This window comes from Shewanella sp. WXL01, from assembly GCF_012263345.1.
GTDB lineage: Bacteria > Pseudomonadota > Gammaproteobacteria > Enterobacterales > Shewanellaceae > Shewanella > Shewanella maritima.
In genome coordinates this window covers 112,478-139,222 of sequence record NZ_JAAIKQ010000001.1, presented here as the reverse complement: position 1 = coordinate 139,222, position 26,745 = coordinate 112,478, and the positions used below count along the sequence as shown (strand labels likewise).

At 45.4% G+C, this 26,745-nt stretch carries 25 protein-coding genes and 1 pseudogene; 11 read left to right on the top strand and 15 right to left on the bottom strand.

All coding sequences use genetic code 11. The annotated features are described in order from the left end of the window. Window positions 1-53 precede the first annotated feature (53 nt). Window positions 54-977 carry a LysR family transcriptional regulator gene (locus tag G3R49_RS00600; RefSeq protein WP_167868308.1) on the bottom strand — a complete coding sequence of 308 codons (924 nt, stop codon included), beginning with the start codon at window positions 975-977 and terminating at the stop codon, window positions 54-56. Window positions 978-1,246: 269 nt separating this feature from the next. Here G3R49_RS00600 and G3R49_RS00595 point away from each other — a divergent pair, with 269 nt between their 5' ends. After that, window positions 1,247-2,329: an efflux RND transporter periplasmic adaptor subunit gene (locus tag G3R49_RS00595; protein WP_130599259.1), complete on the top strand. Its 1,083-nt coding sequence runs from the start codon at window positions 1,247-1,249 to the stop codon at window positions 2,327-2,329. A 3-nt stretch (window positions 2,330-2,332) separates the two neighbouring features. Further along, a complete protein-coding gene (locus tag G3R49_RS00590; RefSeq protein ID WP_130599261.1) occupies window positions 2,333-5,407 on the top strand; it encodes an efflux RND transporter permease subunit in 3,075 nt (1,024 codons plus the stop codon). Window positions 5,408-5,742: 335 nt separating this feature from the next. On the opposite strand, the gene G3R49_RS00585 is transcribed toward G3R49_RS00590, so the two are convergent. The 3 genes from G3R49_RS00585 to G3R49_RS00575 form a co-directional block, all read right to left on the bottom strand. Further along, window positions 5,743-7,359, bottom strand: a complete 1,617-nt coding sequence (locus tag G3R49_RS00585) for a PepSY domain-containing protein (RefSeq protein ID WP_167868307.1) — start codon at window positions 7,357-7,359, stop codon at window positions 5,743-5,745. A gap of 100 nt (window positions 7,360-7,459) precedes the next feature. Next, entirely contained in the window at window positions 7,460-7,660 is a 201-nt protein-coding gene (locus G3R49_RS20270) for a hypothetical protein (protein ID WP_348633892.1), read from the bottom strand. Beyond that, window positions 7,660-7,920 (bottom strand): hypothetical protein, encoded by a 261-nt coding sequence (locus G3R49_RS00575; protein ID WP_167868306.1) that lies wholly within the window; start codon window positions 7,918-7,920, stop codon window positions 7,660-7,662. Before G3R49_RS00575 ends, G3R49_RS20270 begins: the two co-directional genes overlap by 1 nt. A gap of 162 nt (window positions 7,921-8,082) precedes the next feature. Between G3R49_RS00575 and G3R49_RS00570 the strand changes: the two genes are divergently transcribed. Further along, window positions 8,083-10,131, top strand: coding sequence for a TonB-dependent receptor (locus G3R49_RS00570; protein WP_167868305.1), 2,049 nt, complete (start codon window positions 8,083-8,085; stop codon window positions 10,129-10,131). Window positions 10,132-10,377: 246 nt separating this feature from the next. On the opposite strand, the gene G3R49_RS00565 is transcribed toward G3R49_RS00570, so the two are convergent. The 5 genes from G3R49_RS00565 to G3R49_RS00545 are packed head-to-tail and all read right to left on the bottom strand — an operon-like array spanning window position 10,378 to window position 14,302. Further along, a complete protein-coding gene (locus G3R49_RS00565) occupies window positions 10,378-12,447 on the bottom strand; it encodes a heavy metal translocating P-type ATPase (RefSeq protein WP_167868304.1) in 2,070 nt (689 codons plus the stop codon). Next, complete coding sequence (locus tag G3R49_RS00560) at window positions 12,447-12,812, bottom strand: YtxH domain-containing protein (RefSeq protein ID WP_210147072.1); 366 nt, start codon at window positions 12,810-12,812, stop codon at window positions 12,447-12,449. The genes G3R49_RS00565 and G3R49_RS00560 overlap by 1 nt, the downstream gene beginning before the upstream one ends. Further along, entirely contained in the window at window positions 12,805-13,110 is a 306-nt protein-coding gene (locus G3R49_RS00555) for a hypothetical protein (protein ID WP_167868303.1), read from the bottom strand. Before G3R49_RS00555 ends, G3R49_RS00560 begins: the two co-directional genes overlap by 8 nt. Beyond that, on the bottom strand, window positions 13,107-13,973 hold the full coding sequence (locus G3R49_RS19975) for a YtxH domain-containing protein (protein WP_210147071.1): 867 nt from the start codon (window positions 13,971-13,973) through the stop codon (window positions 13,107-13,109). The genes G3R49_RS00555 and G3R49_RS19975 overlap by 4 nt, the downstream gene beginning before the upstream one ends. Continuing rightward, a complete protein-coding gene (locus G3R49_RS00545; protein WP_167868302.1) occupies window positions 13,970-14,302 on the bottom strand; it encodes a cation transporter in 333 nt (110 codons plus the stop codon). The genes G3R49_RS19975 and G3R49_RS00545 overlap by 4 nt, the downstream gene beginning before the upstream one ends. Window positions 14,303-14,558: 256 nt before the next feature. On the opposite strand from G3R49_RS00545, the gene G3R49_RS00540 reads away from it, so the two are divergent. Then, on the top strand, window positions 14,559-14,918 hold the full coding sequence (locus tag G3R49_RS00540) for an HMA2 domain-containing protein (protein WP_130599277.1): 360 nt from the start codon (window positions 14,559-14,561) through the stop codon (window positions 14,916-14,918). Window positions 14,919-15,035: 117 nt separating this feature from the next. Here the strand turns inward: G3R49_RS00540 and G3R49_RS00535 are convergent, their stop codons facing one another. Continuing rightward, the gene (locus tag G3R49_RS00535; protein ID WP_130599279.1) at window positions 15,036-15,515 is read right to left on the bottom strand and encodes a hypothetical protein; all 480 of its coding nucleotides are present in this window, start codon (window positions 15,513-15,515) and stop codon (window positions 15,036-15,038) included. 302 nt (window positions 15,516-15,817) lie between these two features. Between G3R49_RS00535 and G3R49_RS00530 the strand changes: the two genes are divergently transcribed. The 4 genes from G3R49_RS00530 to G3R49_RS00515 all read left to right on the top strand — a co-directional run bounded on the left by G3R49_RS00530 (window position 15,818) and on the right by G3R49_RS00515 (window position 19,546). Continuing rightward, window positions 15,818-16,774, top strand: coding sequence for a LysR family transcriptional regulator (locus tag G3R49_RS00530; protein ID WP_167868301.1), 957 nt, complete (start codon window positions 15,818-15,820; stop codon window positions 16,772-16,774). 140 nt (window positions 16,775-16,914) lie between these two features. After that, window positions 16,915-17,682 (top strand): transporter substrate-binding domain-containing protein, encoded by a 768-nt coding sequence (locus tag G3R49_RS00525; protein WP_167868300.1) that lies wholly within the window; start codon window positions 16,915-16,917, stop codon window positions 17,680-17,682. Between the two features lie 113 nt (window positions 17,683-17,795). Beyond that, window positions 17,796-18,590, top strand: coding sequence for an ABC transporter substrate-binding protein (locus G3R49_RS00520; RefSeq protein WP_167868299.1), 795 nt, complete (start codon window positions 17,796-17,798; stop codon window positions 18,588-18,590). A 248-nt stretch (window positions 18,591-18,838) separates the two neighbouring features. Next, window positions 18,839-19,546: a hypothetical protein gene (locus tag G3R49_RS00515; RefSeq protein WP_167868298.1), complete on the top strand. Its 708-nt coding sequence runs from the start codon at window positions 18,839-18,841 to the stop codon at window positions 19,544-19,546. Window positions 19,547-19,625: 79 nt separating this feature from the next. On the opposite strand, the gene G3R49_RS00510 is transcribed toward G3R49_RS00515, so the two are convergent. The 4 genes from G3R49_RS00510 to G3R49_RS00495 form a co-directional block, all read right to left on the bottom strand. Beyond that, window positions 19,626-22,097, bottom strand: a complete 2,472-nt coding sequence (locus G3R49_RS00510; protein WP_167868297.1) for a S9 family peptidase — start codon at window positions 22,095-22,097, stop codon at window positions 19,626-19,628. Window positions 22,098-22,316: 219 nt separating this feature from the next. Further along, window positions 22,317-22,742: a MarR family winged helix-turn-helix transcriptional regulator gene (locus tag G3R49_RS00505; RefSeq protein WP_167868296.1), complete on the bottom strand. Its 426-nt coding sequence runs from the start codon at window positions 22,740-22,742 to the stop codon at window positions 22,317-22,319. A 9-nt stretch (window positions 22,743-22,751) separates the two neighbouring features. Then, complete coding sequence (gene dmeF, locus G3R49_RS00500) at window positions 22,752-23,723, bottom strand: CDF family Co(II)/Ni(II) efflux transporter DmeF (RefSeq protein WP_167868295.1); 972 nt, start codon at window positions 23,721-23,723, stop codon at window positions 22,752-22,754. A 175-nt stretch (window positions 23,724-23,898) separates the two neighbouring features. Continuing rightward, the gene (locus tag G3R49_RS00495; protein WP_130599297.1) at window positions 23,899-24,165 is read right to left on the bottom strand and encodes a hypothetical protein; all 267 of its coding nucleotides are present in this window, start codon (window positions 24,163-24,165) and stop codon (window positions 23,899-23,901) included. Window positions 24,166-24,189: 24 nt separating this feature from the next. On the opposite strand from G3R49_RS00495, the gene G3R49_RS00490 reads away from it, so the two are divergent. Beyond that, the gene (locus G3R49_RS00490; RefSeq protein WP_130599299.1) at window positions 24,190-24,747 is read left to right on the top strand and encodes a TMEM165/GDT1 family protein; all 558 of its coding nucleotides are present in this window, start codon (window positions 24,190-24,192) and stop codon (window positions 24,745-24,747) included. 142 nt (window positions 24,748-24,889) lie between these two features. Beyond that, window positions 24,890-25,456, top strand: a pseudogene (locus G3R49_RS20325) (glutathione S-transferase family protein); the annotation flags it as partial. Window positions 25,457-25,578: 122 nt separating this feature from the next. Here the strand turns inward: G3R49_RS20325 and G3R49_RS20320 are convergent. Then, entirely contained in the window at window positions 25,579-25,665 is an 87-nt protein-coding gene (locus G3R49_RS20320; RefSeq protein ID WP_369407452.1) for a hypothetical protein, read from the bottom strand. 440 nt (window positions 25,666-26,105) lie between these two features. Here G3R49_RS20320 and G3R49_RS00480 point away from each other — a divergent pair, with 440 nt between their 5' ends. Then, complete coding sequence (locus tag G3R49_RS00480; protein WP_167868293.1) at window positions 26,106-26,744, top strand: sigma-70 family RNA polymerase sigma factor; 639 nt, start codon at window positions 26,106-26,108, stop codon at window positions 26,742-26,744. Window position 26,745: the final 1 nt, after the last annotated feature.

Sequence of the window (26,745 nt, the reverse complement as noted above, 5' to 3'; positions counted from 1 at the left end):
TTTTCTATGAGGTGGCAGGTTTAAACTAACTACCGCGATTTATAAGATTACAGTTATGAACAAACGGAGTTGCCCAAACCAGAGTCATTTTTGTCACAGCCCGCCATGACAACCAATACATGATCGATAAAACGCTGCGCAGCCAAGCTAATATAGCGACGTGAAGGGTAAACTAAGAAGCACTTACCGCGATACGGAGGCATATCTTCAAACACCCGCACTAGCTGGTTTGAATCTAAATATTCCTGACAATAAGGTGTTGGTAAAATAGTAATGCCGCGCCCACACAAAGCTGCCTCTAAGCTCACTTCAAGGTTGTTAACACAAATATTGCCGTTGAGTTTAAAAGTCACCTCGTCACTGTAAGGCACTTCATTAAATATCTTGCCATTGGGATAACGGAATAAAACAGTATTGTGCTCAAGTAACTCTGTAGCATTAGTAGGTAAGCCATATTTAGCCACATACTCAGGACTGGCAAAAAACTCGACCGCTTCGTTAATCACATGGCGGGCGACCATTTCATTCTCGTTAAAAGAGTCTTCAAGCATAAAAGCCAAGTCGATGTTATTGCGAATCATGTCTTGCGGCTCAGCACTGACCATGATTTCTACTGAGATACTTGGGTTGGCATCCATAAACTTGAAAATTGCACGGGTAATATTGAGCATCTCAGGAATAGGAGCAATTAAGATACGTAGGTGTCCGGTGAGCTCAGATTTGGCATCAGTTAACTCAAACATGGTTTGTTCAAGCTCTGCCATCATAGCCGTACTCTTTTCATAGAAATGACTACCAGATGCGGTGAGCGTCATCGAGCGGCTTTGACGATGGAACAGCTTGACCTTTAATTCGTCTTCTAACTGCTGCAAGCGACGGCTCAAGGTCGACTTAGGCAAATTCAGAATATCCGCAGCCTCAACTAAACTGCCCGTTTCAACAACGCGATGAAACAACTTAATGTCTTCTGTTTTCATATATCTATTTAACCTAAACCTGAGTCATATAATCTCAATTAGTCACCAAGCAGACTAGCAAAGCCGATCCGCAATCTTCGGTCAGAGTCTGCGTAAGGCTAACTTATTGTTCACATGTCACCCTAAACTGCAACCGAATTGAGTTCCAATAAATGGAATCTTAAGTTTCATTATGTTCCGTTTTAATAAACTTTCAAGCCTGCTATTGTTGCGCCCTATCGCAACACGCACCAAAAATGCAACAACTGTCACCAATTGAGGCTTAATAAATGAAATTTCCGTTATCAACTATCCCATTAGTGTTGTTGGCTATCATCGCCACCGGCTGCAGCACTGAATCAATGGAGTCAGTGGAACAAACCATTCGCCCAGTTAAACTAATGACAGTGGGTGACCTCAACGGCAGTGCTATTCGTAACTTCCCGGCTAAAGTCCAAGCGACTAAACAAGCGCAACTGGCATTTCGCATTCAGGGGCAAATGATTGAGCAACCTCTTTTTGAAGGCCAACATGTTAAGAAAGGAGATGTGTTAGCGCGTCTTGATAGTCGCGATGCTCGCAACACCTTACTGCGTAGTGAAGCAGACTATGATTTAGCAAAGGCAGACTTTGACCGTATCGGCACGCTATTAAATCAAAAGCTAATTTCGCAAGCTGAGTTTGACCTGGCAAAAGCGAAGCTTAAGTCGGCCAAGGCAAACCTTGCCAACGCCAAAGACCAACTTAGCTACACAGAACTCAAAGCTCCTTATAACGGCACTATCGCAAAAATCGCCATTGAAAATTTCCAAATGGTGCAGGCAAACCAAACAGTGTTAACCATTCAAAAAGATAGTGCGATTGACGTTGTTATTCAGGTGCCTGAAACCCTAATCACAAGCTTCACCCAATTCGATCCTAATGCCAGCGTACAACCTCAAGTCAGCTTTGCAGGTAACAAGCAACACACCTTTGCTATGCGCCTCAAAGAGCATGCAACTCAGGTTACGCCAGGGACACAAACCTATGAAGTGGTATTCACCCTGCCAAAACCCAAGCTGGTTGCAGTGCTGCCAGGCATGAGCGCGGAAGTAAGCTTACCAGTGTTAACAGCACCACAAGATAAAGACATCACTGTAGTACCAAATAGTGCAGTGATTAAACGCGACCAAGACGGCAAAATGGTGGTGTGGGTATACCAAGAGCAAAGCGGCACCGTCACTCAACAAGTGGTGAGCGTAGGTAACATCACAACCGACGGCGTTGAAATCGTTAACGGTTTAAAGCAAGGCGAGCAAGTTGTCGTCGCCGGCATTCAATACTTATCACAGGACCAAGCAGTAAAACCTCTGCGCTGGCAGCGTGGAGTATAAGCCATGAATTTTGCTGAATATTCTATTACCCATAAGGTTGTTAGTTGGGTGTTTGCACTGCTGTTGCTAGTCGGTGGCAGTATTTCATTTACCCAATTAGGACAACTCGAATTTCCTGAGTTCACCATTAAGAATGCGCTAATTGTTACCGCCTATCCAGGCGCTGCGCCCGAACAGGTAGAGGAAGAAGTCACTCTGCCACTTGAAGACGCGCTGCAAAAATTAGATGCACTTAAAAACATACGCTCAATTAACAGCGCTGGCATGTCGCAAATTGAGATTGAAATTAAAGAAAACTACGACAAAGATGCTCTTCCACAAATTTGGGATGAAGTGCGTCGCAAAGTAAACGACACCATTCCTAGCCTGCCTCCGGGTGTCGCAACCCCAAGCGTGATTGACGATTTTGGCGATGTGTTTGGTATCTTGCTCAATCTGCGCGGTAAAGACTACAGCATGCGCGAGCTGCAAAACTACGCTGACTTTTTACGTCGTGAGTTAGTACTAGTAAAAGGCATTAAAAAGGTCAATGTAGCCGGCACTATTGGCGAGCAAGTGATTGTTGAAATCTCCAGCGAAAAGCTTAACGCCCTTGGGTTAAATCAAGACTACATTTACAGTCTGATCACCAATCAAAACGTAGTATCTAATGCAGGCAGCGCCCTTGTAGGAGACAACCGAGTACGCATTAGCCCAACCGGTGAATTTGATAGCGTTAAGCAAATGGAGCGCTTACTTATCAGCGCCCCAGGCAGCACAGATCTAGTTCATTTAGGTGACATTGCCACTATCTATAAAGACACCGAAGAGCAGCCGGATAATATTTACCATGCCCAGGGCGAGCAAGCATTATCGATTGGTATATCTTTCTCGAGCGGCGTTAATGTAGTTAAGGTTGGTGAAGCCGTTAATCAGCGCATGGCTGAACTAGCAAACGAGCTACCAATTGGTATGTCACTCGACACCGTCTATGACCAAAGCAAAATGGTTGATGAAACCATTAATGGCTTTGTTATTAGCCTAATGCAATCTATCGCGATCGTAATTGCGGTACTGCTTGTATTTATGGGCGTGCGCTCAGGTATCTTGATGGGGCTAGTACTGCTACTCACCATCCTTGGCACCTTTATCATGATGAAGGTGCTGAATATTGAGCTACAAATCATCTCACTGGGCGCGCTGATTATCGCCCTAGGTATGCTGGTTGATAACGCCATCGTCGTTACCGAAGGTATTTTGATTGGTATCAAGCGTGGTCAAACTCGTCTTGAAACCGCTAAACAAGTAGTGTCACAAACCCAGTGGCCTCTGTTGGGCGCAACCATCATCGCCATTATTGCTTTTGCACCAATTGGTCTATCAGACAATGCTACCGGTGAGTTCTGTGTATCATTGTTCCAGGTGTTGCTTATCTCACTATTTATTAGCTGGATAACCGCAATGACCTTAACGCCCTTCTTTTGCAACATGATGTTTAAAGACGGTGCGCAGGATGACAATGAATCAGACAACGACCCATACAAGGGAATCTTATTTACTGCGTATAAGTGGTCGCTCAAGCTAGCTATTCGCTTCCGTGCGGTCGCGATGATGCTAGTTATCGCTGCATTAGTTGTGTCAGTTTTAGGCTTTGGTTACGTAAAGAATGTGTTCTTTCCTGCATCAAACACGCCTATTTTCTTTGTTGATGTTTGGATGCCAGAAGGTACAGATGTAAAGGCAACTGAACGTTTACTACATGACATTGAAGCCAACCTAATGGCAGAGCAAGCTGAAAAGGACGTTGGGCTAGTTAATTTAACTACCGTGATTGGTCAAGGTGCGCAGCGCTTTGTACTCACCTATGCACCTGAAAAAGGTTACGCCGCTTACGGTCAGTTACTGTTAGAAATGCAAGACCTCACCACGCTTAATGACTATATGCGCACTTTAGAGCGTGAGTTAAGTGTGCGCTTTCCGCAGGCCGAGTATCGCTTTAAGTACATGGAAAACGGCCCTAGCCCAGCAGCAAAAATCGAAGCACGTTTTTATGGTGAAGACCCTAAAGTGCTGCGTGAATTGGCTGCCAAAGCTGAAGCGATTTTAAAAGCTGAGCCAACTGCAAATGGCGTGCGACACGACTGGCGTAACCAAGTGCCGGTTGTACGCCCGCAACTTGCCATGGCGCAAGCACGCGAAACCGGTATTAGTAAGTCTGACCTCGACAATGCACTACTGACTAACTTTAGCGGTAAGCAAGTGGGTGTATACCGTGAACATAGTCATCTATTGCCGATCATCGCTCGCGCACCAGCCGAGGAGCGCCTAGATGCCGAAAGCATTTGGAAGCTACAGGTATGGAGCGCTGACAACAATGTATTTGTGCCTATATCACAAGTCGTGTCTGAATTTGAAACCGACTGGGATAACCCATTAATCATGCGCCGCGACCGTAAACGTATGATTTCTGTGTTAGCCGATCCGGTCAATGGCATCGACGAAACTGCCGATTCAGTCTTTAGAAAGGTGCGCCCACTGATTGAAGCGATTGAGCTACCAGACGGCTATGAGCTTGAATGGGGCGGCGAGTACGAAACCGCATCTGAAGCACAAGCCTCAGTATTTAGCTCGATTCCCATGGGTTACTTAGCAATGTTCTTAATAACGGTATTGCTATTTAACTCAGTCAGACAACCTTTGGTGATTTGGTTTACTGTGCCGCTGGCACTCATTGGTGTGGTATCGGGACTATTGCTATTTGACGCACCGTTTAGCTTTATGGCGCTACTAGGCCTACTCAGTTTAACCGGGATGATCATCAAAAACGGCATTGTGCTGGTTGATCAAATCAACCTTGAACTCAGCCAGGGTAAAGAAGAGCTGCAAGCGGTTATCGACTCGTCGGTCAGTCGTGTACGTCCGGTATTAATGGCTGCAATCACCACGATGCTAGGTATGGTGCCACTATTATCTGATGCCTTCTTTGGCTCAATGGCAATTACCATTATCTTCGGTTTAGGTTTTGCCTCAGTGCTAACCCTAATTGTGTTGCCAGTGGCCTACACCATAGCCTTTAGAATTCCCTATAAAGCAAGCTAAACAAGGTAGCTTTGTGTGGCCCCGTAGGAGGGAATTTAATCAGCTGTAGTGATAGCATCTAGTTGTAATGACATTTAAAGCCATTGAAAACATGGATGTTTTCGTCGAGCCCACAGGATGTGCTTGCTGCGAGCTTTAAATGTCATTGCAACGTGAGCCAACAATCAAAGCTACCATATCTGGAAAACACTTGAGTTTACAGGCAAAGCCTAGTCGAATGATATCCACCTACTAAAGTAAGTAGTTTAGGGGCAAAAAAGAGGGGATGACTATATGTCATCCCCTTTTACTAATGACGTTAACACGTCGCTTTTGGGAGTCGGTTTTTAGGTAACTTATGCGGTTACTTGCTGAAAGTCGTTAGACTCAAGTTCATTTTTACGTGGCAGTGCCCAAATAGAGTTGCGTTCACCATAATAAGCGCGGTACTTGGCTTTATTGGCTGTAACCATAAAGACTAGGGCAAACAACACCGCCATAAACTCAACCATTAAGCCACTTTGGGCGACTGTCCAAGTAGGCATACCCGGTACCACTAGTGCTAACAATGAAGTAACCGGTATGGCCACACATACAGCAAACAAGGCATAAAGTAAGTGAATTGCCGAGCGAGCTGCGCCGCGATAAAAGCTATAGCCAATAGCAGCAAAGAACACTGAATAATAAACCCATAAGTACGCATGGTTCAGCGGCAAATTAAGTAAGTACAACCACTTAGAAGCTACCATCGCGCTGCCAATTCCCAGCATGGCACCTAAGCAAACGCCAATGGTAAGCGCAGCCATCACTTTCACTGATTTTCGCTGCTCACCTTTTTTCTCGCGGCGCTTTTCAAGCCAAAGTAAGTTTCCACTGTAAAATAAGAATGCCCCTAGCAAGCCCATGGCAAAGTACATCCAACGGCCATAGTCACCAGCATAGTTACCAAAGTGCAGCGCAAAAAAGCTTTTCACCACAGGACCATATACCCCATGCTCGGGTAAATTGACCGTTGAAAAACCGACCGCCTGAGTAAAAGGGTGAAAATATATGATGTCGTGATAGCCGCCACGAAGTGGGCGATCGTCAGCTGCTAAGTATGCCGCGACAGTTGGGTTTGGCGTGTGAAGCTGAGAAAACTCTAACTTTTCTAGTTTATAGTCTGGCGCCATTTGCTGCAGGTATTGTTTATAAGCCGCCATACTAGGCAACTCAGCAATATCATAGGTTTGCGTGCCCTTACCACCACGCTCAAACAGAGGTTTGTCGCCATAGACCACACCTAGACCACCGTAAAACGGGTCGTGAAAGGCAAACACCACAGCAGTCCAGGCAATCAACAGATGAAACGGCAAACTCACCACACCAACTAGATTATGGCTGTCTAACCAAAAACGGTTAGCACCTTTGTTTTGTCTCAAAGCAAATAGATACTTAACTAAGGTTGGCAGCAAAACAATCACGCCTGAGATCAGCGCGATGAAATACAACGCCGCCGCAATACCAAGCACTAGCACGCCCAAATCTTCATGACCGACTTTGCCAATAATACCCGCAGTGCGATGCAGCTGATCAATCAGGTCGCCCAACTCATTGGTCTGTGCACCTGAAATTTGCAGCTTATCTGCATCATCTAATGTGGCATAGGTCAGCTCATCGTTGAGCCTAACTAACTCACGACCACCGCCTTGCTCAAACCAGGATAGCGCAGCACCGCCTTCAACAAAGTTAACAATAAACCCCTGACTTGCCTTCTCATGGGTAGTGACGGCTTGTTCAATTAAGGTATCAATGCGCTCGTTACTCACTGGTTGGGCAATCAAGCTTGCAGGTCTTGCCCACTGATCGATTTGCGGCTTGAACATGGTCAAGGCGCCCGCGAAAAACGCAATAAATAACAACAGTGATGTGGTGATACCTGTCCAGGTGTGCACCGATTGATAAGTTCTTAGTACATCAGGGCGAATTTTCATTGTAACCACCACAAACTCACAAATATTAAATACACCACGGCGTTAGCTATTAATAACCACAGCAGCGCTGTTTTTGCCGTTTTAAACAAAAAGCCAAATGCTAATAGAATAGCGGCAACCAGATAACACTGAGCATCCACATATTAAATTGCACCTTCATATCCATCTCTAATCCACCAGGTCCAAACCAGGCAAACAGGGCGACAATGCCATAACTGAGCAGCAGCCCCAGAAAGAAACTAATCAGGCTTTTACGCCACCAATGGGGCTGAATTTTATCTTGAGGTAGTAAACGAGCCACTAGCGTCCCTCCTTAGGCTTAAGCAAGGTTGAAAATGGGACGCACATCATCAAGGTGATGACGGTGAACACCCAGGTAAAAATAGCTGCGATGGTTGTAAGCAGCTGCATCCAGCTTAGTAAAGCAAGCATTAATATACAGCAGCCTAGCGCAGCAAAAATGCGTGGGTGGGGTGCGCTCAACAAACGCTGATGCCGAGTGGTCACATAGATCAATATCACTCCAATTAGCGTGAGTAATACCGCCGAGATTTGAAACATAACTACCTCAAGGGTCAAAAAAGTTAATGAAGTTACAAAACTGTGACGATGATAAAATAAATGATAATGATTCGCAATTGCGTTAGCTCACACTTTCGAGTAAATTGATCCTGATCCCCCAATAAACAAGTGTTTAAAACAAGCGAAAGGATTTACGCTATTATGAAATCTCCCTCTTTTAAACTGCATCTACTTGCCAGTGCCCTACTCGCCACACCAGTTTTCGCATCAGCCAACGCGGGATTAGATGCTGAAAAAACAGAATCAATTGAAGTGATTAAGGTGTATGGCGAAAAAATTGAACGTAGCCTTAAAGACTCCACCTCTTCGATTTCTGTTATCGACAAAGACACCCTAGATAGTGGTCAGTACCAGTCTATTTCGAGCGTACTATCTGAAGTAGCCAATATTGTGGTGCTTTCAGGTGCTGTGCCTGATATTCGTGGTGTCAGCGGTAATGGCAGCGCCACCGGGTTTAACTCATTTTCAGGTGGTGCACGCGCACGTGTTACCACACTCGTTGATGGTGTAGCTGAGCCATTTGTTGCCGACCTAGGTGGCGATACCGGTATATGGGATATTCAACAAATCGAGGTTTACCGCGGACCGCAGTCAACCATTAATGGCCGTAACAGTATTGGTGGCACGGTATTTATTAAAACTGAAGACCCAACTTTTGATTGGCAAGGCGCTGCCCGTTTAGGCTATCGCAATCAGGACCAATTCATTGACTCGGCTGTCATGCTGTCAGGGCCAATTTTGGATGACGAGTTAGCATTTCGTATTACTGGGCAAAACGTCACCGGCGATAGCTATATCAACCATGTTGAATACCCAGATAATCCAAGCAAATTTGACCAGAGCGAGATCAAAACTAATCGCTGGCGCGGTAAGCTACTGTGGCAACCAAGTGCGCTTGATGGCTTTAGTGCTAAGTACAGCTTTTCACTCAATGATGAGAAAGGTAATTCAGGTCGCAACTACTTCTCTGGTGATGACCCATGGAAATATGAACGTATTTTCAATCGTTACATCACCACCAAATCTAATACCCACTCGCTTAACTTTGACTATGACTTAGGTGATGGTAAAGCCCTCGATTTACTGGTGTCTTACATGGACTATGAGTGGGGTTTTGACTCGTACGAGACCACACCAGCAGCCGAGCAACAAGTGATTATGGAAGACTCAAGCTGGACGGTAGATGGTAAATATACCTTTGGTTTGAATGACCCAAGTTTTAATGGTTTCGTTGGCCTTGCTTACTTTAAGCGCTCGCAAGATTTCGACAGCCAAGGCAGCTCGGTATACTTTGGTGATGACAGTACAACTTCAAGCTCAATATACGGTGAAGTGACCTATGAGTTTGTTGAAGATTGGCGTTTAACAGCAGGTGGACGCTTCATGCGTGAGGAGCAAACCCGTAACTTTACTTACCTGCCAATTATTGAAAAACTCGATAACAGTGAATCGATCTTCTTGCCGAAAGTGGTACTGCAATACTTGTATTCAGACACCACCACATTTGGCGCAAGTATTCGCCGCGGCTTTAATTCAGGTGGCGGCGCATTAGACTTCTTCGCCCAGGAATATTATTACTACGACAAAGAGTCGGTTTATACCTATGAGCTCACCTCACGCAGTAGCTTTAACAGTGGCGATATGAACCTGAACTTCAACCTGTTCTACAACGACTACGACGGCTATCAGGCATCTAATAGTTTGCGCCGTATTACCAATGTTGAACAAGCTGTTACCTATGGCGTAGAAGGTGAATTTAATGCCATGTTGACCGACGATTTACAGCTGGTTTCAGGCTTAGGTTTACTGCGCACTGAAATTAAAAAAGCTGATGCAGATTACGGCGACATTATTGGCAACAAGCTTAACTCAGCGCCCGAATTTACCGCTAACCTTGGCTTAAAATACTGGTTTAGTGACGAGTTCACCGCTGGCATTTCAGCAAACTATGTCAGTGACTATTACGGTGATATTAATAATACCGAAGAACGAGTTGCCGGTGACTATGTGATAAGTCGTTTAAACATCGACTACCAAAACGACAATTGGCGCGTCAGTGGCTATATAAATAACCTGTTCGACGAAAAAGGCATTACCTCAATAGAGCCGGCAAGCGGTCGCTACCCTGTAGGTTATGCCGCAATCGTAGACCCAAGAAATATCGGTGCAACAGTCACTTATAAGTTCTAATTAGTTACCAACCGACAAGTTCATATTAAGGTTGTTTAGGTTAGGCTAATTTATGTGTATAAGTTAGTCTATACTTGAACACCTCTAAACCAACCGGTCTAATAATGAGATTAGATAGTGTAAAACTTATACGCACTTGTTGACTGCCGCTGATTGATAGCAGTCGAAATAAGGCTTACGGAAAATACAAAAAAGCCAGCGCTCAATTAAGTCGCTGGCTTTTTTATTCGATATACGATTGCTAATTTAGCCGTTTTTAATCGCCACTGAACGCGCCAAAATCCCCAGTGTTGTGCCATTGTGTAGCAGTGCACTCATGGTTGGATTTAACCAGCCCATCGCCGCAGCTAACATAATGCCTGAGTTAACATACTCAGCAATCTTGATGTTGGTATTGATCATCTTCATAGCGATTTTTGATAGCTGATAAGTCTCAGCCACGCCATAAAGCCTGTCTTGCAACAAGACTACATCGGCCGCCTGACGAGCAAGCTCTGTGCCTTCACACATTGCCACGCCTACGTTGGCTTTGGTTAATGCTGGCGCATCGTTAACACCATCACCTACAAACATCACTTTATGTCCCTGGGCTTGCAGTGATTCAATAATGTCAGACTTAGACTCAGGCGTTGCCTCAGCAAATACCTTATCGAGTTTAAGCTCATCACCGAGCTTGTTTGCCTTGTAGACACTATCGCCTGAGATCATCACTAGATGCTTAATGCCAAGCTCACGCAGATCAGCTAAGGTTCGCTCAACATCATCACGCAGATGATCACGCAGACCTATCATTCCCATCAGTTCTTGCTGATGAGACACATACACCAGATGGCGGCCTTTCGCTTCGTACTCGCGAATTTGCGCTTCATAGCCGCTAAAATCCACGCCTTCATGGGACTCTAAGAAGTGACGCGAACCCATCACTAAACAGTGTCCATTAAGGGTGCTTTTAAGGCCGTGGGCAATCACATACTCCACTTCGCCGTGGTCGATATGTGGCAATTGATGATGCTTAGCCGCATTAACTACCGCTTGCGATAACGGATGGTTACTGTGCTCTTCTACCGATGCGGCAATAGCAAGTAAATCACGCGCGCAATTGTCACCATTACAGTTAAACGGCACCACATCGGTCACTTCCATATCGCCATAAGTTAAGGTGCCGGTTTTATCAAATACGCACACATCAACTTCGGCAAGCTTCTCGATGGCGCTACCACCTTTAAGCAAAATCCCCTGCTGTGCGGCGCGGTACATAATCGACTTAAAGGTCACTGGCGTACTGAGTTTAAGCGCGCAGGAATAGTCAACCAAGAATACCGAAGCAACACGGTTAATGTCCTGGGTAAGCGCAAACACAGCTGCGCCCATACCAAGGGTGATCTTCACCCGGCGATTGGCCATATCTTGAGTGACTTGCTGGATCTCACTCTTCTCGCTTAGAGAATCATAAATAAGCTGGGCGATTTTAGCTGTAGTAGACTCACTGCCAACTTTATCAACACGTACTTGAATCGTGCCTTCAAACACGCTTGAGCCAGAGTAAACAACCGCATCTTGCTCACGGCGCACAGGCACACTTTCGCCAGTTAAAGCTGCTTGATTAATTAACGCTGCACCGTCAATTACAGTGCCGTCAATTGGCACAGCATCGCCCGGTACTAGCTCAACAATATCACCAACATTTAGCTCAGTTGAGTTAACTTGCTTACGCTCACCGTTTGCCAGCACCTGCCATACAACCGCTTCAGTTGGCGTCATTAAGTCAGCCAGTAACTTGTCACTCTTGCGACAAGTTTCTTGCTCCATATACTCGCCTAAGCTGATCAGAGTTTGGGTCATCATCGCGGTTTTATAATCACCACGATATGCCGACAGCCCTACAGCAATGGCATCAAGCACTTCAACCGATACCTTTTTGTCGCGCAGCTCTGACACACCCTCTAATAAAGTTGGTGCAATCAAGGTGGCAGTCGAAATTGCGCCCCACTTACCCGGCAACATAGCCGCAGCAAGCGTGCCAATAGCATTCATGGCAATATCACCACGAGTAAACTGATGTTCAGTTTCACTTAGCTCGGCATCTGCGATATCTAGTTGAGCTAAACGCGCTTCAACGGTAGCTTTGTCGAGCAAGGCTTCGTCATATTCAATAACGATGGAGTAGGCGTCTTCATTCACGCGCACATCTTTAATGCCTTGAATACCAATTAAGCTTTGTTTGAACCAGTCGCTGGTATCAGCAAGCTCGGCGCTGCGTTCAAGCTTAAAGCGAATTCGCCCTGGAATATGATGCTTTATTCTAAGCGGCGTCATTATTCACCTTTGTGTAGGTTACGGTAGTAATCTAGCTCTGCTTGCGTGTCTTCTAAACGCTCTTTTAGCTCTTCGACTTCACCGCGAACTGCAGACCAGGCCTTTTCGCCTGTTGAGCTTACGCTTTGCTGCAACTTCTTATTGCTCAGCAAGTAAGCCACAGCAGCACCTGCAGCTAAGCCCATCATAAAGTGGGTTTTACTGTTTTGCTGCTTGTAAGGCTGTTCTGCACCTTGCTGCGCAGGGTCTACCTGACCTTGCGGCATTTGTGGTTGCCCTGCTTGCGGGTATGGTTGGCCAGAGCCTTGAGGACCATAGCTTTGCGAACCATAGTAAGGAGCACCATAAGGAGGATATTTATTCATGGGAATTAGAACCTGAAAATTGATCGACAAGATATAAGCCTGCTGCGCCAGCGGCCAGTATGGTCAGTAGAGACAATGCAGGGCGACCTGCCATTTTGCCTGCGACATAAGTCGTCACACCGCCAATTGCTGCAGCCTGCAGCGCAGCCTTAGTAGCCTGGCTAACCAGCTGCTCCGCTTGCACGTCGCCTTGCTTGTATGACTTCCACTGCGTTGCCACCGTTGCGCCGCCACCAACCATAGCGCCAACTAACATAGCGCGGCTGGCAGGGCTTAATTGGTTGTAGGCATTACTCATGCTGGCTTAACTTCTTGCTCAGACTCACTTATAGCAACTACTTCTTCAGCAGCAGGTTGCTCTACTTCTTCAACCTGATCAGGTTGTTTGTAATGACGCTCAACAGACTCTTGGAAACCCTGACGGCCCGCGTTATAGGTGTCTTTAAAGATTTCAGAGCTGTTCGATACGTTCTCTTTGACGCTGCTCGCGGTTTGAGTTGCGCTATCTTTTACCTTGCCGCCACCTGATTTTAGTAGGTCACCAGCACCAGAAACAGCATTCATTAGCGTGCCACGTACTTTTTCATTGCTTAGTAATAGCGCCGCTGCTGCGCCAACCATGGCGCCTTTCCAGAATTCTTTATCGTTCATACCAAAATTTCCTAAAAGTTCTTTAAACATTCCTGCTTCTTCACCTAACACGCCTTCAAGCATGGCTTGGGCTTGTTCGATAAAGGCATCGTTTTGCTCACTATTGTCAGCTTGGGTTGGCTCACCTTGAGGTGGAACCTGAGGTTGTGCGTAATGAGGTTGACCATGCTGGTACCGACCATAAAACCCAGGAGGCACCATGTGTGGTGGGTAACCGTTAGGGTGCATGTGACCGTGATGATACCCATGATGCGGATAGTGCCCTTGCGGTGGATAATGCCCTTGAGGAGCATAGTGCCCGTGTGGCGGGTATCCACTAGCTTGCTGTGGATGCATCCCTGGAGGAGGCATAAAACCAGCAGGCATTTGCTGATATAGCTCAGCTAATTGTTGCGCCCAAGCTGCTATCTGTTCAGGGTCTGCGGCATTAGCTTGTCCTTGCTGATTTTGCTGTGGGTCTGGCTGAGCAAATTGTGGCTGATAGCCATATTGCTGGTGTTCATGGCTCATAACTGGATTCCTTCACCAGATAAGTATTGGGCGATGGCAAAATAAGCACGCTCGGCTGCTTGGTCTGACTCACCAAATAGGTCATCAACAAGCTCAAGCGGTAAGGTATTCGCGTCATATTCAATCACGATACAGCCCGTTGCCTTGTTAAGCTTATAGCTGCGAAATGCCGGAATTTGTGCGATGACATCGTCAACGTTTTGCAGGTTAAACTGCATCAGCTGCGCAACAATACCTAATTTATATTTCAAACGCACACGACCTGGAATGTGATGACCTATCACCACCCAGCGGCGCATCTTCATGACTTTTTCGAGATATTTTTCCATTCATACATTATAAAAGCTGACCTTTTAAACAGACTTGTTTGAGATCACGTTTCTAAGCTTCATATTGATGAAGTTAAAAAATTTACAATGTCATCAAGTAAGTTTTCTAATAAAAACGCGACGTAAGCGGCAATAACTAACAATCATTCTCAACTGAACCTTTACCCTGATACAGTCGGGTGTTAACATTGCTGATAATGAAAATGATTATCAATTAATTGCTAGTTACTAATATAGCTTACGCTGGAGGTATCGAATGAATTGCTATATCCATAAAACGGACAAACGTTTACGGGTTAGATCTGATTTTATTCGTAAAAATCCTTTGGAAGTTGCCAAACTGATTGAACAGCTTGAAGAAGTCGATGCTGTGCAACACATTAAGCACCAAAAATACGCAGGCTCTGTGGCTATCACCTTTGATGATCAAGAAATTAGCTGTGATGACCTGCTAGAGATTTTGCAAAGCCATCAATGGTTGCAAGAAGAAGGAAAATCATCTTTTGTTGAAAGCGCGGTTGTTGCTGGTACTAAAACCCTAGTTAAAGGCATTACAGGTATCGCCCTTTCACGTCTAGTTGGCCCTTCAATTAGCCGAGTGATCATGAGCGTATAGCGTCAAACTAGTAAGTTAGACACCCAAATTCATACAAAAACGCCTAGATAAGTACGTCACTTATCTAGGCGTTTTTGTATCTGGAACTGTTTTATACCAATTGGGATAAATAAGTGATCAGAGATTAAACTTCTTCATCGCGCACTTACAGTTGCCGCCCATTCTGGCTGGGCACTTTTTACAAGGTGGAGATTTAAGTGGCACTTGCGCAATGGCAATGCGCCCTGCAGCATTAGCTGAGCTTGCAGAGTGAGTAGCGGTATTCGCTGCGGCTATGCTTGAATTGGCAGCGAGGTTAGGTGTTGGGGTCACGCTGCGGCGGCTGATAGGCATTGAAACCGCGCCATCATTTAGCCAAGACATCACAGGATTAAGCGGTTGGATAAGCTCAGATACCATAGAGCCAATAACCTGCTCAGACAATTGCCCGACTTGCTCACGCAATTCAGGGTCCATTGCAGCAATAGCGCCCGGGTTTGCTGTCAGCGCATTCAGTTGCTTGAGTGACTTATTGGTCAGCTTCTGCGATTTCTTTTGTAGCTTCTGTGACTTTTTGTGGAGCTTCTTGAGCTTTTTAAGCGCACTCTTCGAACCCATGTGACTACCTTAACTCTATAATTTCAGCGAAAAGCCTTCTGTGAGGCTTAGATTGGGCTACCTCAACCAAGCTAAAATAGCAAAATTTACATGGTAAATAAATATGATTCTCATTTACCAGTGTAATTCGTATATTAGTGATATTAGATGAATGGGTTAAATAAAAAGAGTATTAGAAAAATAGCAATACGTGCCTACAGCCCTGCATGTCACCCTGAGATTGGCGACAAAATTGTTATCTGCCAAAGAACTACATAAACTGAATAGGCGCGCTTTCGCTTCACTTAATTTGGATACCCACAATGAGTATGTCCACTCGCACTAAACAGCTAGCCCTCTTTCTTGATGTCGTTCAGCAAGGTTCGTTTTCTAAAGCTGCTGCATTACATGACATGGACAACTCGCAACTATCTAAGCAAATCAAAAAGCTCGAAGCAGACCTAGGCGTACAATTACTCAACCGCTCGACCCGCTCGTTTTCGCTCACTTCAGCCGGCGAAGAAATTCTTGAGCAAACAAGGTTACTGGTGGAGAACCTTACCCAGATCCAAAACATTGCCGACGGCTATCAGTCGCAACTGCAGGGAAAAATCCGTATCAGTGCTGGGATATTTTTCGGTCAGGAATATATTCAACCTGTGGTGACCAAGTTTATGCAGGCATACCCCAATGTGCAGGTCACACTGGCACTGGATGACAAACCAACTGACATTATTAGCGACCACTTTGATGTGACTTTTCGCATGGGTAAGTTGTCTGAATCTAACCTTATTGCTCGCAAGATTGCTAACACTCACTTTGCTATTTTTGCATCTAACAGCTTCATTGAACGCCACGGTGAACCGAAAACGCCAGATGAGCTAGTTAAATTACCTGCAGTGGTGTATAGCAATGCTCACGCCCTACTCAATACTTTCTGTATTAGCCCAACACCTGAGTCTGACGAGCTACAAGACTATAAGATGCAGGCTTGCTACAAGGTCAATGATGTACGCTCTATGATGCAAGCGGTACAAAACGGCATTGGCTACTGCGTGGTGGATTTATTCAACCTAGACAAGCCAATTAGCCAAAGCGGTTTAGTGCCCTTACTTACTCATCACAAGTTGTCGACTATGGGCACTGGCATCTACGCAATTTACCCGCATCGTAACCCAACGCCCATCGTCAAAACCTTTATCGATGCAGTGCAAGAGCACATAGGTAACCCACCAATTTGGGTGAGCCATGTCACAGATTACAAACACATGTATAGATGAGCGTTTATTTCCACTGCTAGCTGAGTAAAAATACGCCACCAAAAGCTAGGACAGTAAACTAAAGCAGGAAGGACTCAATACCCGCATAAAGCTTGAGTCTAGTGTCATGCCACTCGGCCAAAAGCAACAGAGGTCATGCAATGCCACAATGCCGAGTTAATTTCTATCGAGCCTGTCGATTCACCCTGGTTGCACTGTTACTTTCCAATCTCACAGCTCAAGCACAGGCTGAATATTCAGCTGTATCAAAGACTGAAAGCTTACAATTTAATGGGATAACCGATCTCTCAGAGCAGCAAGTGGGGAAAATTGTATTTAAGCAAATCAGCCAGCAACTTGAACTACCTGTAGAAGTAGAGCTTATTCCAGCCAAACGCGCGGAGCGTGAGGTCAACCTTGGCGATGCGGCCGGTGAAATCATGCGCATCTATGCTTATGGTGTCGACAATAGCAATGTTATTCGCGTGCCCACCCCGTACTACTCACTCAAAACGACTGCTTTTGCATTAAAAGATAATCCGCATGCCCAGCGTTTAGTCAACAACATTAACCAGGCTAATATTGGTGTTGTACACGGCGGCAAACACACATCGCACTATGTTCATTCTGCCAAAAGTGTTATTCAGGTAAGTTCAACCGAGCAGATGATGAAGTTAGTGCGCTATAAGCGTGTAGACCTGGCGTTGACCAGTTATCTTGATGGCCTGCAGTTTCTTAAGCACAATAGCATCCATGGTATTGTGCCGTTAAAATCTGATGTCGCTAGTCATAATCTGTATATCTACCTCAACCACCAGCATGCCGATTTAGTGCCGCTATTTGATGATAAAATCAAGCAACTCAAGCGCACTGGCCAGCTTGCCAAAATGATCCGCGACGCCGAAGCACAAGTATTGGCTATGCAATAACTCCCTCACTCTCCACGCTATTTTACTTAACCTGTTGACGCATTGAGCAACGCCAACTAGCTTTAAGTTTAGAACTTTACCCTACTATCGAATCTCGTTAAGGCACTAACCCAATGAAGGCTAAGGACGCCACTAGCTTTACTCTTGCTCACCAGCTAATGACTTTCACACATAAGCGAATGAAAATCTCGTACAAACACTTTCTCACCTTGTTATGTGGTGCATGTTATCTCTTTAGTCCAGCGCTATTTGCCAACACCTTGCACTTCAAAGGCATTGAAGACCTGTCGGAGCAAGAAATTGGTTATATTGTCTTTAAACAGCTCTGCCAAGAGATGGGACTCAAAGTCGATATAGAACTGCTACCTGCAAATCGCGCTGAACGAGCTGTGTCAGCGGGGCTTGCTGCAGGGGAGATAATGCGGATTTATTCGTATGGCGAAAACAACGATCAAGTGGTACGGGTTCCAACACCTTACTACGCCCTCAAAACAACCGCATTTGCGTTGGCAAACAATGATGAAGCTCGAGATCTACTGTACAAACTCGAGCAAGCCAACGTTGGCATAGTGCGTGGGGTAAAGCACACCATGCGATACATGGAAGAAAGCAAACAAGTCATGCAGGTAATGTCGACGCAGCAACTTATCGAATTGCTCAGAATGAAGCGCATCGACTTTGCCATAACCAGCTATGTTGACGGCATGCAGTTTCTCAACAAAAACCTGATCACTGATATTCAGCCGATGCAGCCTAACCTTGCCAATCACAACCTGTATATTTACCTCAACAAACGCTACGCCAGTCTAGTGCCTATGTTTGATGACAAAATTAAACAGCTGCATTTATCAGGCAAACTCGATTTAATGATCCGCGCCGCCGAAGATCAAGTGATGAACTTTGATTAGGCTCTCTCCTCAAAGCTATTGTAACTGGAGCTGTTGTAACTGGAGCTTTTGTAACTAAGGTATGAAATTACCGTCTAAACTCTTCTTGCAAGTTAGCACTCGTTCAATAATCAACTAAGCTGTAATCACTCAATACTAATGCTCAAGCCTTGCTGCAAAGCGCAGAGAAAGGCTCAGCATATATGTCGCTTACATTAAAGCACACAGTTATGAACATGAAGTTCGCTAGTTAGATTAAAGGAATAACGATGAAACGCTTAATCTCTCAACTCAGCATTGCCATTGCGCTCACCCTATCACCCATAGGATTAAGCTACGCAGAGCCATTTACACCACTCACAGACGAGCAGCTCGACATGCTCATTGAGCTCAATATATCGCAACTGAAAAGGTCTAACAGTATCAAAACTACTGCAGCGTGCACTGGCTTGAGTGAGCAACAACTCATTAGTGCATTTCAACACACCATGAAAACTTGCCTCAGCCAGTATGGTATCGACGAGCATCAAATGAACGCCTGCATGCAACAAGAAATGAAAAAGGTCACAGGGCTATCTGATGCAACCATTGCTGAGTGCGATGACAGTGACTCTAGAGTTCAGCATGAGCAACAAAAACAGCACCTGCTAGATAAAATTGACGAAATGGAGCAACGATTAACGCAACTTCAACGCAGTGCACCACTTGGTGACGCCGATGAAGAGGTTACGCAACTGGCCCACACCAGAAATACACTCGACCAGTACCAGGCCAAATTAAGTATGTTAGAAGATCAAATGCGCTACAGCGACTTGTCAGCTAATGAAATGGCCCTTGAAAAGCTGTATCAAACATTGGGCAGCAATGATCCTACGCCCGCTCAAGAGCAACAAATGAAACACCTAATGGACTTGATCGCGAAAGAGCAGCAAGCAGAAGTAAATGAGTTGCAGCAGGTATTAAGTGTCACCCAGTAACCATTCATCAAAAAAGCCCCGCTAGTTTTAGCAGGGCTTTGAGATTGTTTAGTGTCAATTTTACCAACTGAAACTTTAGTTATTTCACCGCGTCTTCAATATCACTATCTGGATACAGCTTATTCCACCATTGTGGTTGATCTTTTAGGTGTAAATCGAACCATGCAAGTGTGGCATCCCACCAATCAAAGCGTGCTTCGCGGCCATTAATATGGTGGTCTTGACCATTAAACTCAATCAACTCAACTGGCTTATCTAACAACTTAAGCGCGGTGTACATATAGTGGCTCTCGCCTACAGGTACGTTGGTGTCGGCATTGCCGTGTAATAACAGCATAGGAGTGGTGATCTTGTCGGCATGATATAGCGGGCTATGCTCGACATACATGTCGCGATTATTCCAAGGGAAACTACCTTTGGTTGCTACGCCAGAATAAGCATAACCCCACCAGCCATGACCCCAGTACGACGACAAATTACTGATCCCCGCATGCGACATAGACGCAGCAAAGATATCTGTTTTAGTCGCTAAATACATGGTCATAAAGCCGCCGTAAGATGCGCCCATATTACCGACACGTTTAGGGTCGACAAAGCTGTGAGCATCAAGGAATTTCTGCGTGCTTTCAATAATGTCGTCAGCCGTGTACTCACCCCATGCGTTAACATGGCGACCACTGAACTTTTGCCCATAACCTGTCGCGCCTGTTGGCTGTAGCACGTACACCACATATCCTTGCGCCGCCCATAGGTTGAATGGCCAACGACCTGTAAAGTTACGACTTACCGGTGAAGTACCGCCATAGTAATAAACTAGCGCTGGGTACTTTTTGTTAGCATCGAAATCAACTGGCAGGTATACGCGACCATCGATGTTAACGCCGTCTTTGTTGGTCACATCAAAGTCTTTAATCTCACCTAGGCGAGTGTTGGCATACTCAGACTTAACACTGTCAAACAGTTTGGTCTTTTTGCCTGACTTCATAAAGTAAGCTTGCTGCGGCACCGTTGCCGAATTACCGGCGAACGCCAGTACAGGCTTAGACTGATCGGCTGCCACGCTAAAGCGATTAACCATATCAAGGCCGGTTTTTAGCTTTTTAAAGCTGCCTCGGCTGATATCAAACACATATAGCTGAGCGCGATCGCCCTCAGTTACACGTACAACTAGGTCGTCATTACTAAGCTTTTGCGCGCCGCCAATAGCTGGGTCAAAATCTTTACTTAACGCTTTAACTTCACCAGAGTTACTACGCCAGTACAATTGACCGTCATAGTTGTTCACCACAACTGACTTATCTTGCACGCCCAGGCCATTCATAAAGTCTGGGCCAGCCATCATGTACATACCATCTTCGGTATACATGGCATCATTTAAGGTGCGATATTCACCAATCTTGGTTTCTTCAAGGCTTGCTACATCTAGCTCAAACAACTGTGATAGCGTGTGTGCAGGTTGCTTATAATCAACCGGATAGCGAGTCAGCAACAGCTTGCCACGCTTAGCATCACTATCAACCAGATTGCTGCTTAGCTCACCTTGAGTAAGCTGGCGCATAAAACCTGAGTCGACATCTAATAGGTAGATTTGGCTATTGTTACGCCAGTAGGTCCAGCGATCTTCTAACGCTTTAAAGCGCTTATTGGTTGCCTTGTCATCGGCTTTAAATGGCTTTTGCCAGCTAAAGAGTAAATCGTCGCCATACCAGTTTAGGCCTGACACGCCTTCAAGCTCGCTAGCAAGCGTCTTAATGCTGATATCTTTAATGTTTAGCAGTTGCACTTTGCCATCAGCGACAAAAGCGAGCTGCTTACTGTTATCTGACCATGCCGTACTAGCAGGCAGCGTACCTTGCCAGCGATACAAAACTTCTTTACCTGAAACCTGCATTAACTCAGTGACTTTAGTCGCCTTGCCGTCACCGCCAGGTAAGTATTCAGTGGTGGTTTGCAGTAGGTATTTACCATTTGGCGACAAGCTTAAGCTGCTGACCACTTTCGAGTCGAATAATTGCTCGTACGATACGCGGTGTGAGTCTGTAGTGTTAAAGCTTGGGCTATCAACGTCAGACTTACCTTGCCAATCTAGGCTAAACTCAGTGTCTGCAACACGTCCATCAGCCAGCACTAGCACCTGATAATCACCGGTGCGCAAGTCTAAATCGACTTTGTCGTCAGCCTTAACTAGCTGACCGTTAACATAAACCTGTGGCTTCTCAAGCCCGGCAATGGTTAACGTACCTTGGGTATAACGCTCTGTGCTTAACTGCAGTCGGTAAGCTAACCAACCCGCATCAGATGCTGCAGCTTTGCTGGCATTAGCCCAATCAAAATCTTGACCAAAAAGCTCAATTCCTTTAGCGCTTGAGCTTAGCGAGCTAACCAAATTGCTGCGCAAACTATCAGCATGAGCACCAGCTGATAATGGCTGTGACGTAGAAAAATTAACTGGACCTAGGCGTTGGATATTGGCTTTGTCGATTGCAGCACCGTGGCTGAAACTAGAAAACGCCAAAGCGAGACTGGCACACACTAGTGAGACGGCTTTCATGGGGCATCCTTGTTGTTATCAATAGCAATCTTCTCGACTGCTTTATTGTTGTACATTTTGAGTGGCTACAGTGTGGCAAAAACTGCGGACAAAATCATCAGCAAATCCACAGGTCCAAGCTGCGTTATTGCAAGAGAGTGTTTCTACAATGAGACTAAATGGACAATGACAGGAAAACGCTAGGCGCGGGCTACTACCCAAACACAAGGAATAGCAGCGCTAAAACGCGCTATTCATCTTACCCAAGCAACTGAGCAGTACCTTGGCTTCGTCGTTGCTAAGGTCGCTGGTTAAATCGGTCACTAAATCCAGATGCAGCTGATTATGTTGACGGTGAATAACCTCGCCCTCTGCGGTTAGTTTCACCACAATTGCGCGGCGATCTTCTGGATGAGCGCAGCGTTCAATCAACCCTGCGCTAACGAGTTTATCTACCTGCACCGTGAGTGTGCCTGTGGTTATCGCCAGCTTTTCAGCTAGCTCTTTCATCCGCAGTGCGCCATGACAACCAAGCACTTCAATAGTGTGAATTTGCGCCAAACTGTAACCCGTTTCTTTCACCACAGACTGCTCCCACGACGCCATTTTGTCGTAGAACTCGGTCAATTTTTGGTTTAGCTGTTGGATCTGGCTAGTTTGGCTCATGGGTGCTCTTTATTTAGGTGCTAGGCTTTTATTAACCGATAGGGGCGAAGGATGAACTTCTAACGTTAGGTGACTGATCTTATCAAACTGACTTAAAAGTTGCTTGTACTCAGCCACAGTTTTATCCCCATGCGCTTCAATAATCAAGGCGGCAGAATAATGATGCCCACTGATTTTCCACATGTGTAAGTCGGTGACTTTCGCATAAGGTTTTAGCGCAATTTCAATAGCGTCGCGATATGGCTCGTCGATGTTTTCATCTAACAGTACTGGGCCTGTTTGCTGCATCAAACCATAGGTCCATTTCATAATCACCACAGCGCCCACAATGCCCATAACAGCATCGAGCCAATGCCAACCGTAGAACTTACCAAACAATAATGCCACGATTGCCAATACCGAGGTCAGCGCATCAGCAAGTACATGCATATAAGCGGCGCGCAGGTTGTGGTCATGATGATGCTCATGCGAGTGTTCATGAGAATGACCGTGGCCGTGAGAGTGCCCGTGGGAATGCCCATGCGAATGATCGTGATGATGGTGATCACCCAGCAAAAATATACTGGCGACATTTACTGCTAAACCAATAAACGCCACCATAATCGCTTCGTTAAAGTGGATTGTTTGCGGCTCGAGCAGCCTGTGCACCGACTCCACTATCATCATTAACGCGACAATGCCCAGCACGATAGCACTGGTGTAGCCACCAAGTACGCTCACCTTGCCTGGGCCAAATGAGTAACGGTCAGAATCAGCATGTTTGCGAGCATAGCGATACGCAAACAAGGTAATACAAAATGCTGCCGCGTGAGTCCCCATGTGCCAACCGTCGGCAAGCAATGCCATCGAGCCAAACAAGGTTCCGGCGACAATCTCAACCACCATAGCAGTAACGGTCAGCAGTAATACATAAAACGTGCGGCGCTCACCCTTGTCGTGTTGAGAGGAAAAATTATGTTGGTGTTGATTGCTAAAAGTCACAACAGCTCCTTTTGGACTTTGGAAAGTAGGATTAGATTATTTGACCCACAAATAGTTTGACTACCAAACTATATTTGCAGCTTATTTTGACTATCAAACTAAATCAACTCACTTTAGCTAATATTTGAGCCAGGTCACTTTGGTAAAAAATCCCTTTGGTAAAAAATCCCTTTGGTTAAAAATTACTTTGGTAAACATCGACGTGTTTGAACAAGTGTAGGAGTTGCAATTCAGCGCCGCTGAATTTATCATCAGCGGCGTCTTTGGGGAGTAACTTACTGCTAGCACAATAAAGCTGCAGTTTGTACATCAACATAATTGGTGCAAAATCACCATGGTGTATGAGATCTTCTTGCCACATCAGTGACATAGGATTTAGTGAGACCATAGACAATACACACGAACCGAGGTGGGGCGTGGCGTATTGTCTTGGTTTGAACAATCCCACCTCTATAAGAATCTAATTGTGAGCGTACTAGCTATTTCTATCACCACAGTCGCACTGGCTGAGATTGGTGACAAAACTCAACTACTGTCATTGCTGCTAGCCAGCCGTTACCGTAAACCTGTACCCATCATTGCCGCGATTTTTCTGGCAACCATCGCTAATCATGCACTAGCGGCCTATCTAGGTGTCGTCGTCGCCGACTACTTATCACCACAAATACTTAATTGGGTGTTAGTTATCAGCTTTCTTGCCATGGCAGCCTGGGTTCTGGTGCCAGACAAACTAGATGATGACGAGCAAATCTCCAATAAAGGGCCATTTATCGCCAGTTTCATTGCCTTTTTTGTGGCAGAGATTGGCGACAAAACCCAAATTGCCACCTCAATTCTAGGCGCTCAATACGCAGACGCACTTGCCATGGTTGTACTAGGCACCACCATAGGCATGCTATTAGCCAACGTCCCTGTGGTACTAATCGGTAAGCTGTCGGCCGACAAGTTGCCGCTAGCGCTTATCCGAAAAGTCACAGCTGCATTGTTCGTACTGCTGGCAGTTGGCGCAGCATTTTATAGTTAGCTTATCTTCTGAATTACATGCACTTAGAAAGAATTTTGAATTTATTTCAAAATTCTTTCGTCTTTTTTCATCGGGCTTCGTCTTATAGGTAAGTGAATTATTTCGATACCTTTTAACGATATAAAAATCCAGGAAGCCCCAAATGATTAAAGTTGTAAGTTTTAAAATCTGTCCTTTTGTTCAACGCGTCACTGCTGCACTAGCGGCGAAAAACATTGCGTTTGAAGTTGAATACATCAGCCTAAAAGACAAACCACAGTGGTTTTTAGATATCTCGCCGAATGGCCAGGTGCCAGTGCTGATCACCGAAGCGGACACCGCACTATTTGAGTCTGATGCCATTATTGAATATATCGAAGATGAATACGGCTCATTAGAACTCGACGTCACGAATGAGCAGCGTGCACTAGACCGAGCTTGGAGCTATTTGGGAACTAAGCATTACTTGGCCCAATGCAGCACCATGCGTAGCCAGGATGAGCAAACCTTTGTTGAGCGCTGCGGCAAGTTACATAAAGCGTTTGCTAAAGTTGAGAAACAGCTAAGTGCTCAAGCTAAAGCCAGCAAAGGCAACAAGTTCTTTAAATCAGATAGCATTAGCAATGTCGATATTGCTTGGTTGCCACTATTACACCGTGCACATATCGTCAAACAAGCAACCGGACACGACTTACTGTGTTGTCTACCCAAGGTGCAGCAATGGCAACAAAACCTGCTTGAGTCAGGGCTTATAGAACAAACTGTAGCTGATGATTTTGTTGAAAAGTTTAGTGATTTTTACCTCAGCAACACTTACATTGCTGAAAATGCACCGAGCTGCTCAGACAGTTGCTACGAAATGTGTGGTGAAATGTGCAGCGAAGAGTGTTGCAGTGATGATTGCTGTAAAGACGATTGCTGCAAAGACGACTGCTGCAAAGACGACTGCTGCAAGGATGATTGTTGTAAAGACGACTGCTGCAGCGAACAAGTTAAAGCGGATTGTTGCCCAACAACACCAACCTCAACTAAAGGTAGCTGCTGCTAACAATTAGCATTTAACTACCAACCCTATCTAGGCGGGCTGTCATCCAAACCGATGGATATCACAGCGCGCCTAGATGGTTTGCATATAACCTGAATTTGGGATAAGGAAGTGTCAATAGCGCTCTGAAACAGCGCTATACCTAGCTTAATGTTTCTAGCGAGATAGTTTTGTTTAGTTCAAGGCAAAGTTGCGCGTCAATAGCTGGTCTATTGCAAGTAGCTTCAACACCCTCTTTATTACTAAGAGACGAGCAAAAATAGCCGTTAGAAACCGATTTATTGTCCCGAGTTCAGGTTATATAGTTATACCCAAGCTTAAAAAGAGAGCAAATATGACAACAGAGGTTGAGGTAAACATTGAGCTGATTTGGTCACAGTACCGCAGCAGTTTAAAAGCATTTCTCGCGAAAAACGTTGCCAATTTGGATGACGTGGACGATCTGTTACAAGAAATTCTAATCAAGAGCTATCACAGTTTAGATAAGCTCAATGATGCGAAAAAACTCAAGTCCTGGTTATTCCAAATCGCTAACCGCACCATCATCGACTTTTACCGCAGTCGCGCCAGTTACAATAAAGGCCAAGTAACTGGCTCTCTTTACGAAAATACAAGCCAGCAACACAGTGAAGATTCAAGCAACGCTCTGCAATCAGAGCTTGCAGCCACGCACTCTTTGACAACAGAGCTCATCGAAAGCGAAGATATCTACCAACAAATGTCAGCCTGTATTACACCATTTATCAATGCTCTTCCCAGCGAGCAAGCTGAGCTGCTCACTGCTGTTGAGCTAAATGGGGAAGCACAAAAAGACTACGCGGCGCGAAAACAGATTAAGTACTCGACGTTAAAGTCTCGAGTGCAAAAAAGTCGCCAGGCACTGCATGGGCTGCTCAACCAATGCTGCAAATTCACCTTAGATGCACACGGCAACTTAATCGAGTACACACCTAAATCAGGTAAGTGCTGCTAAG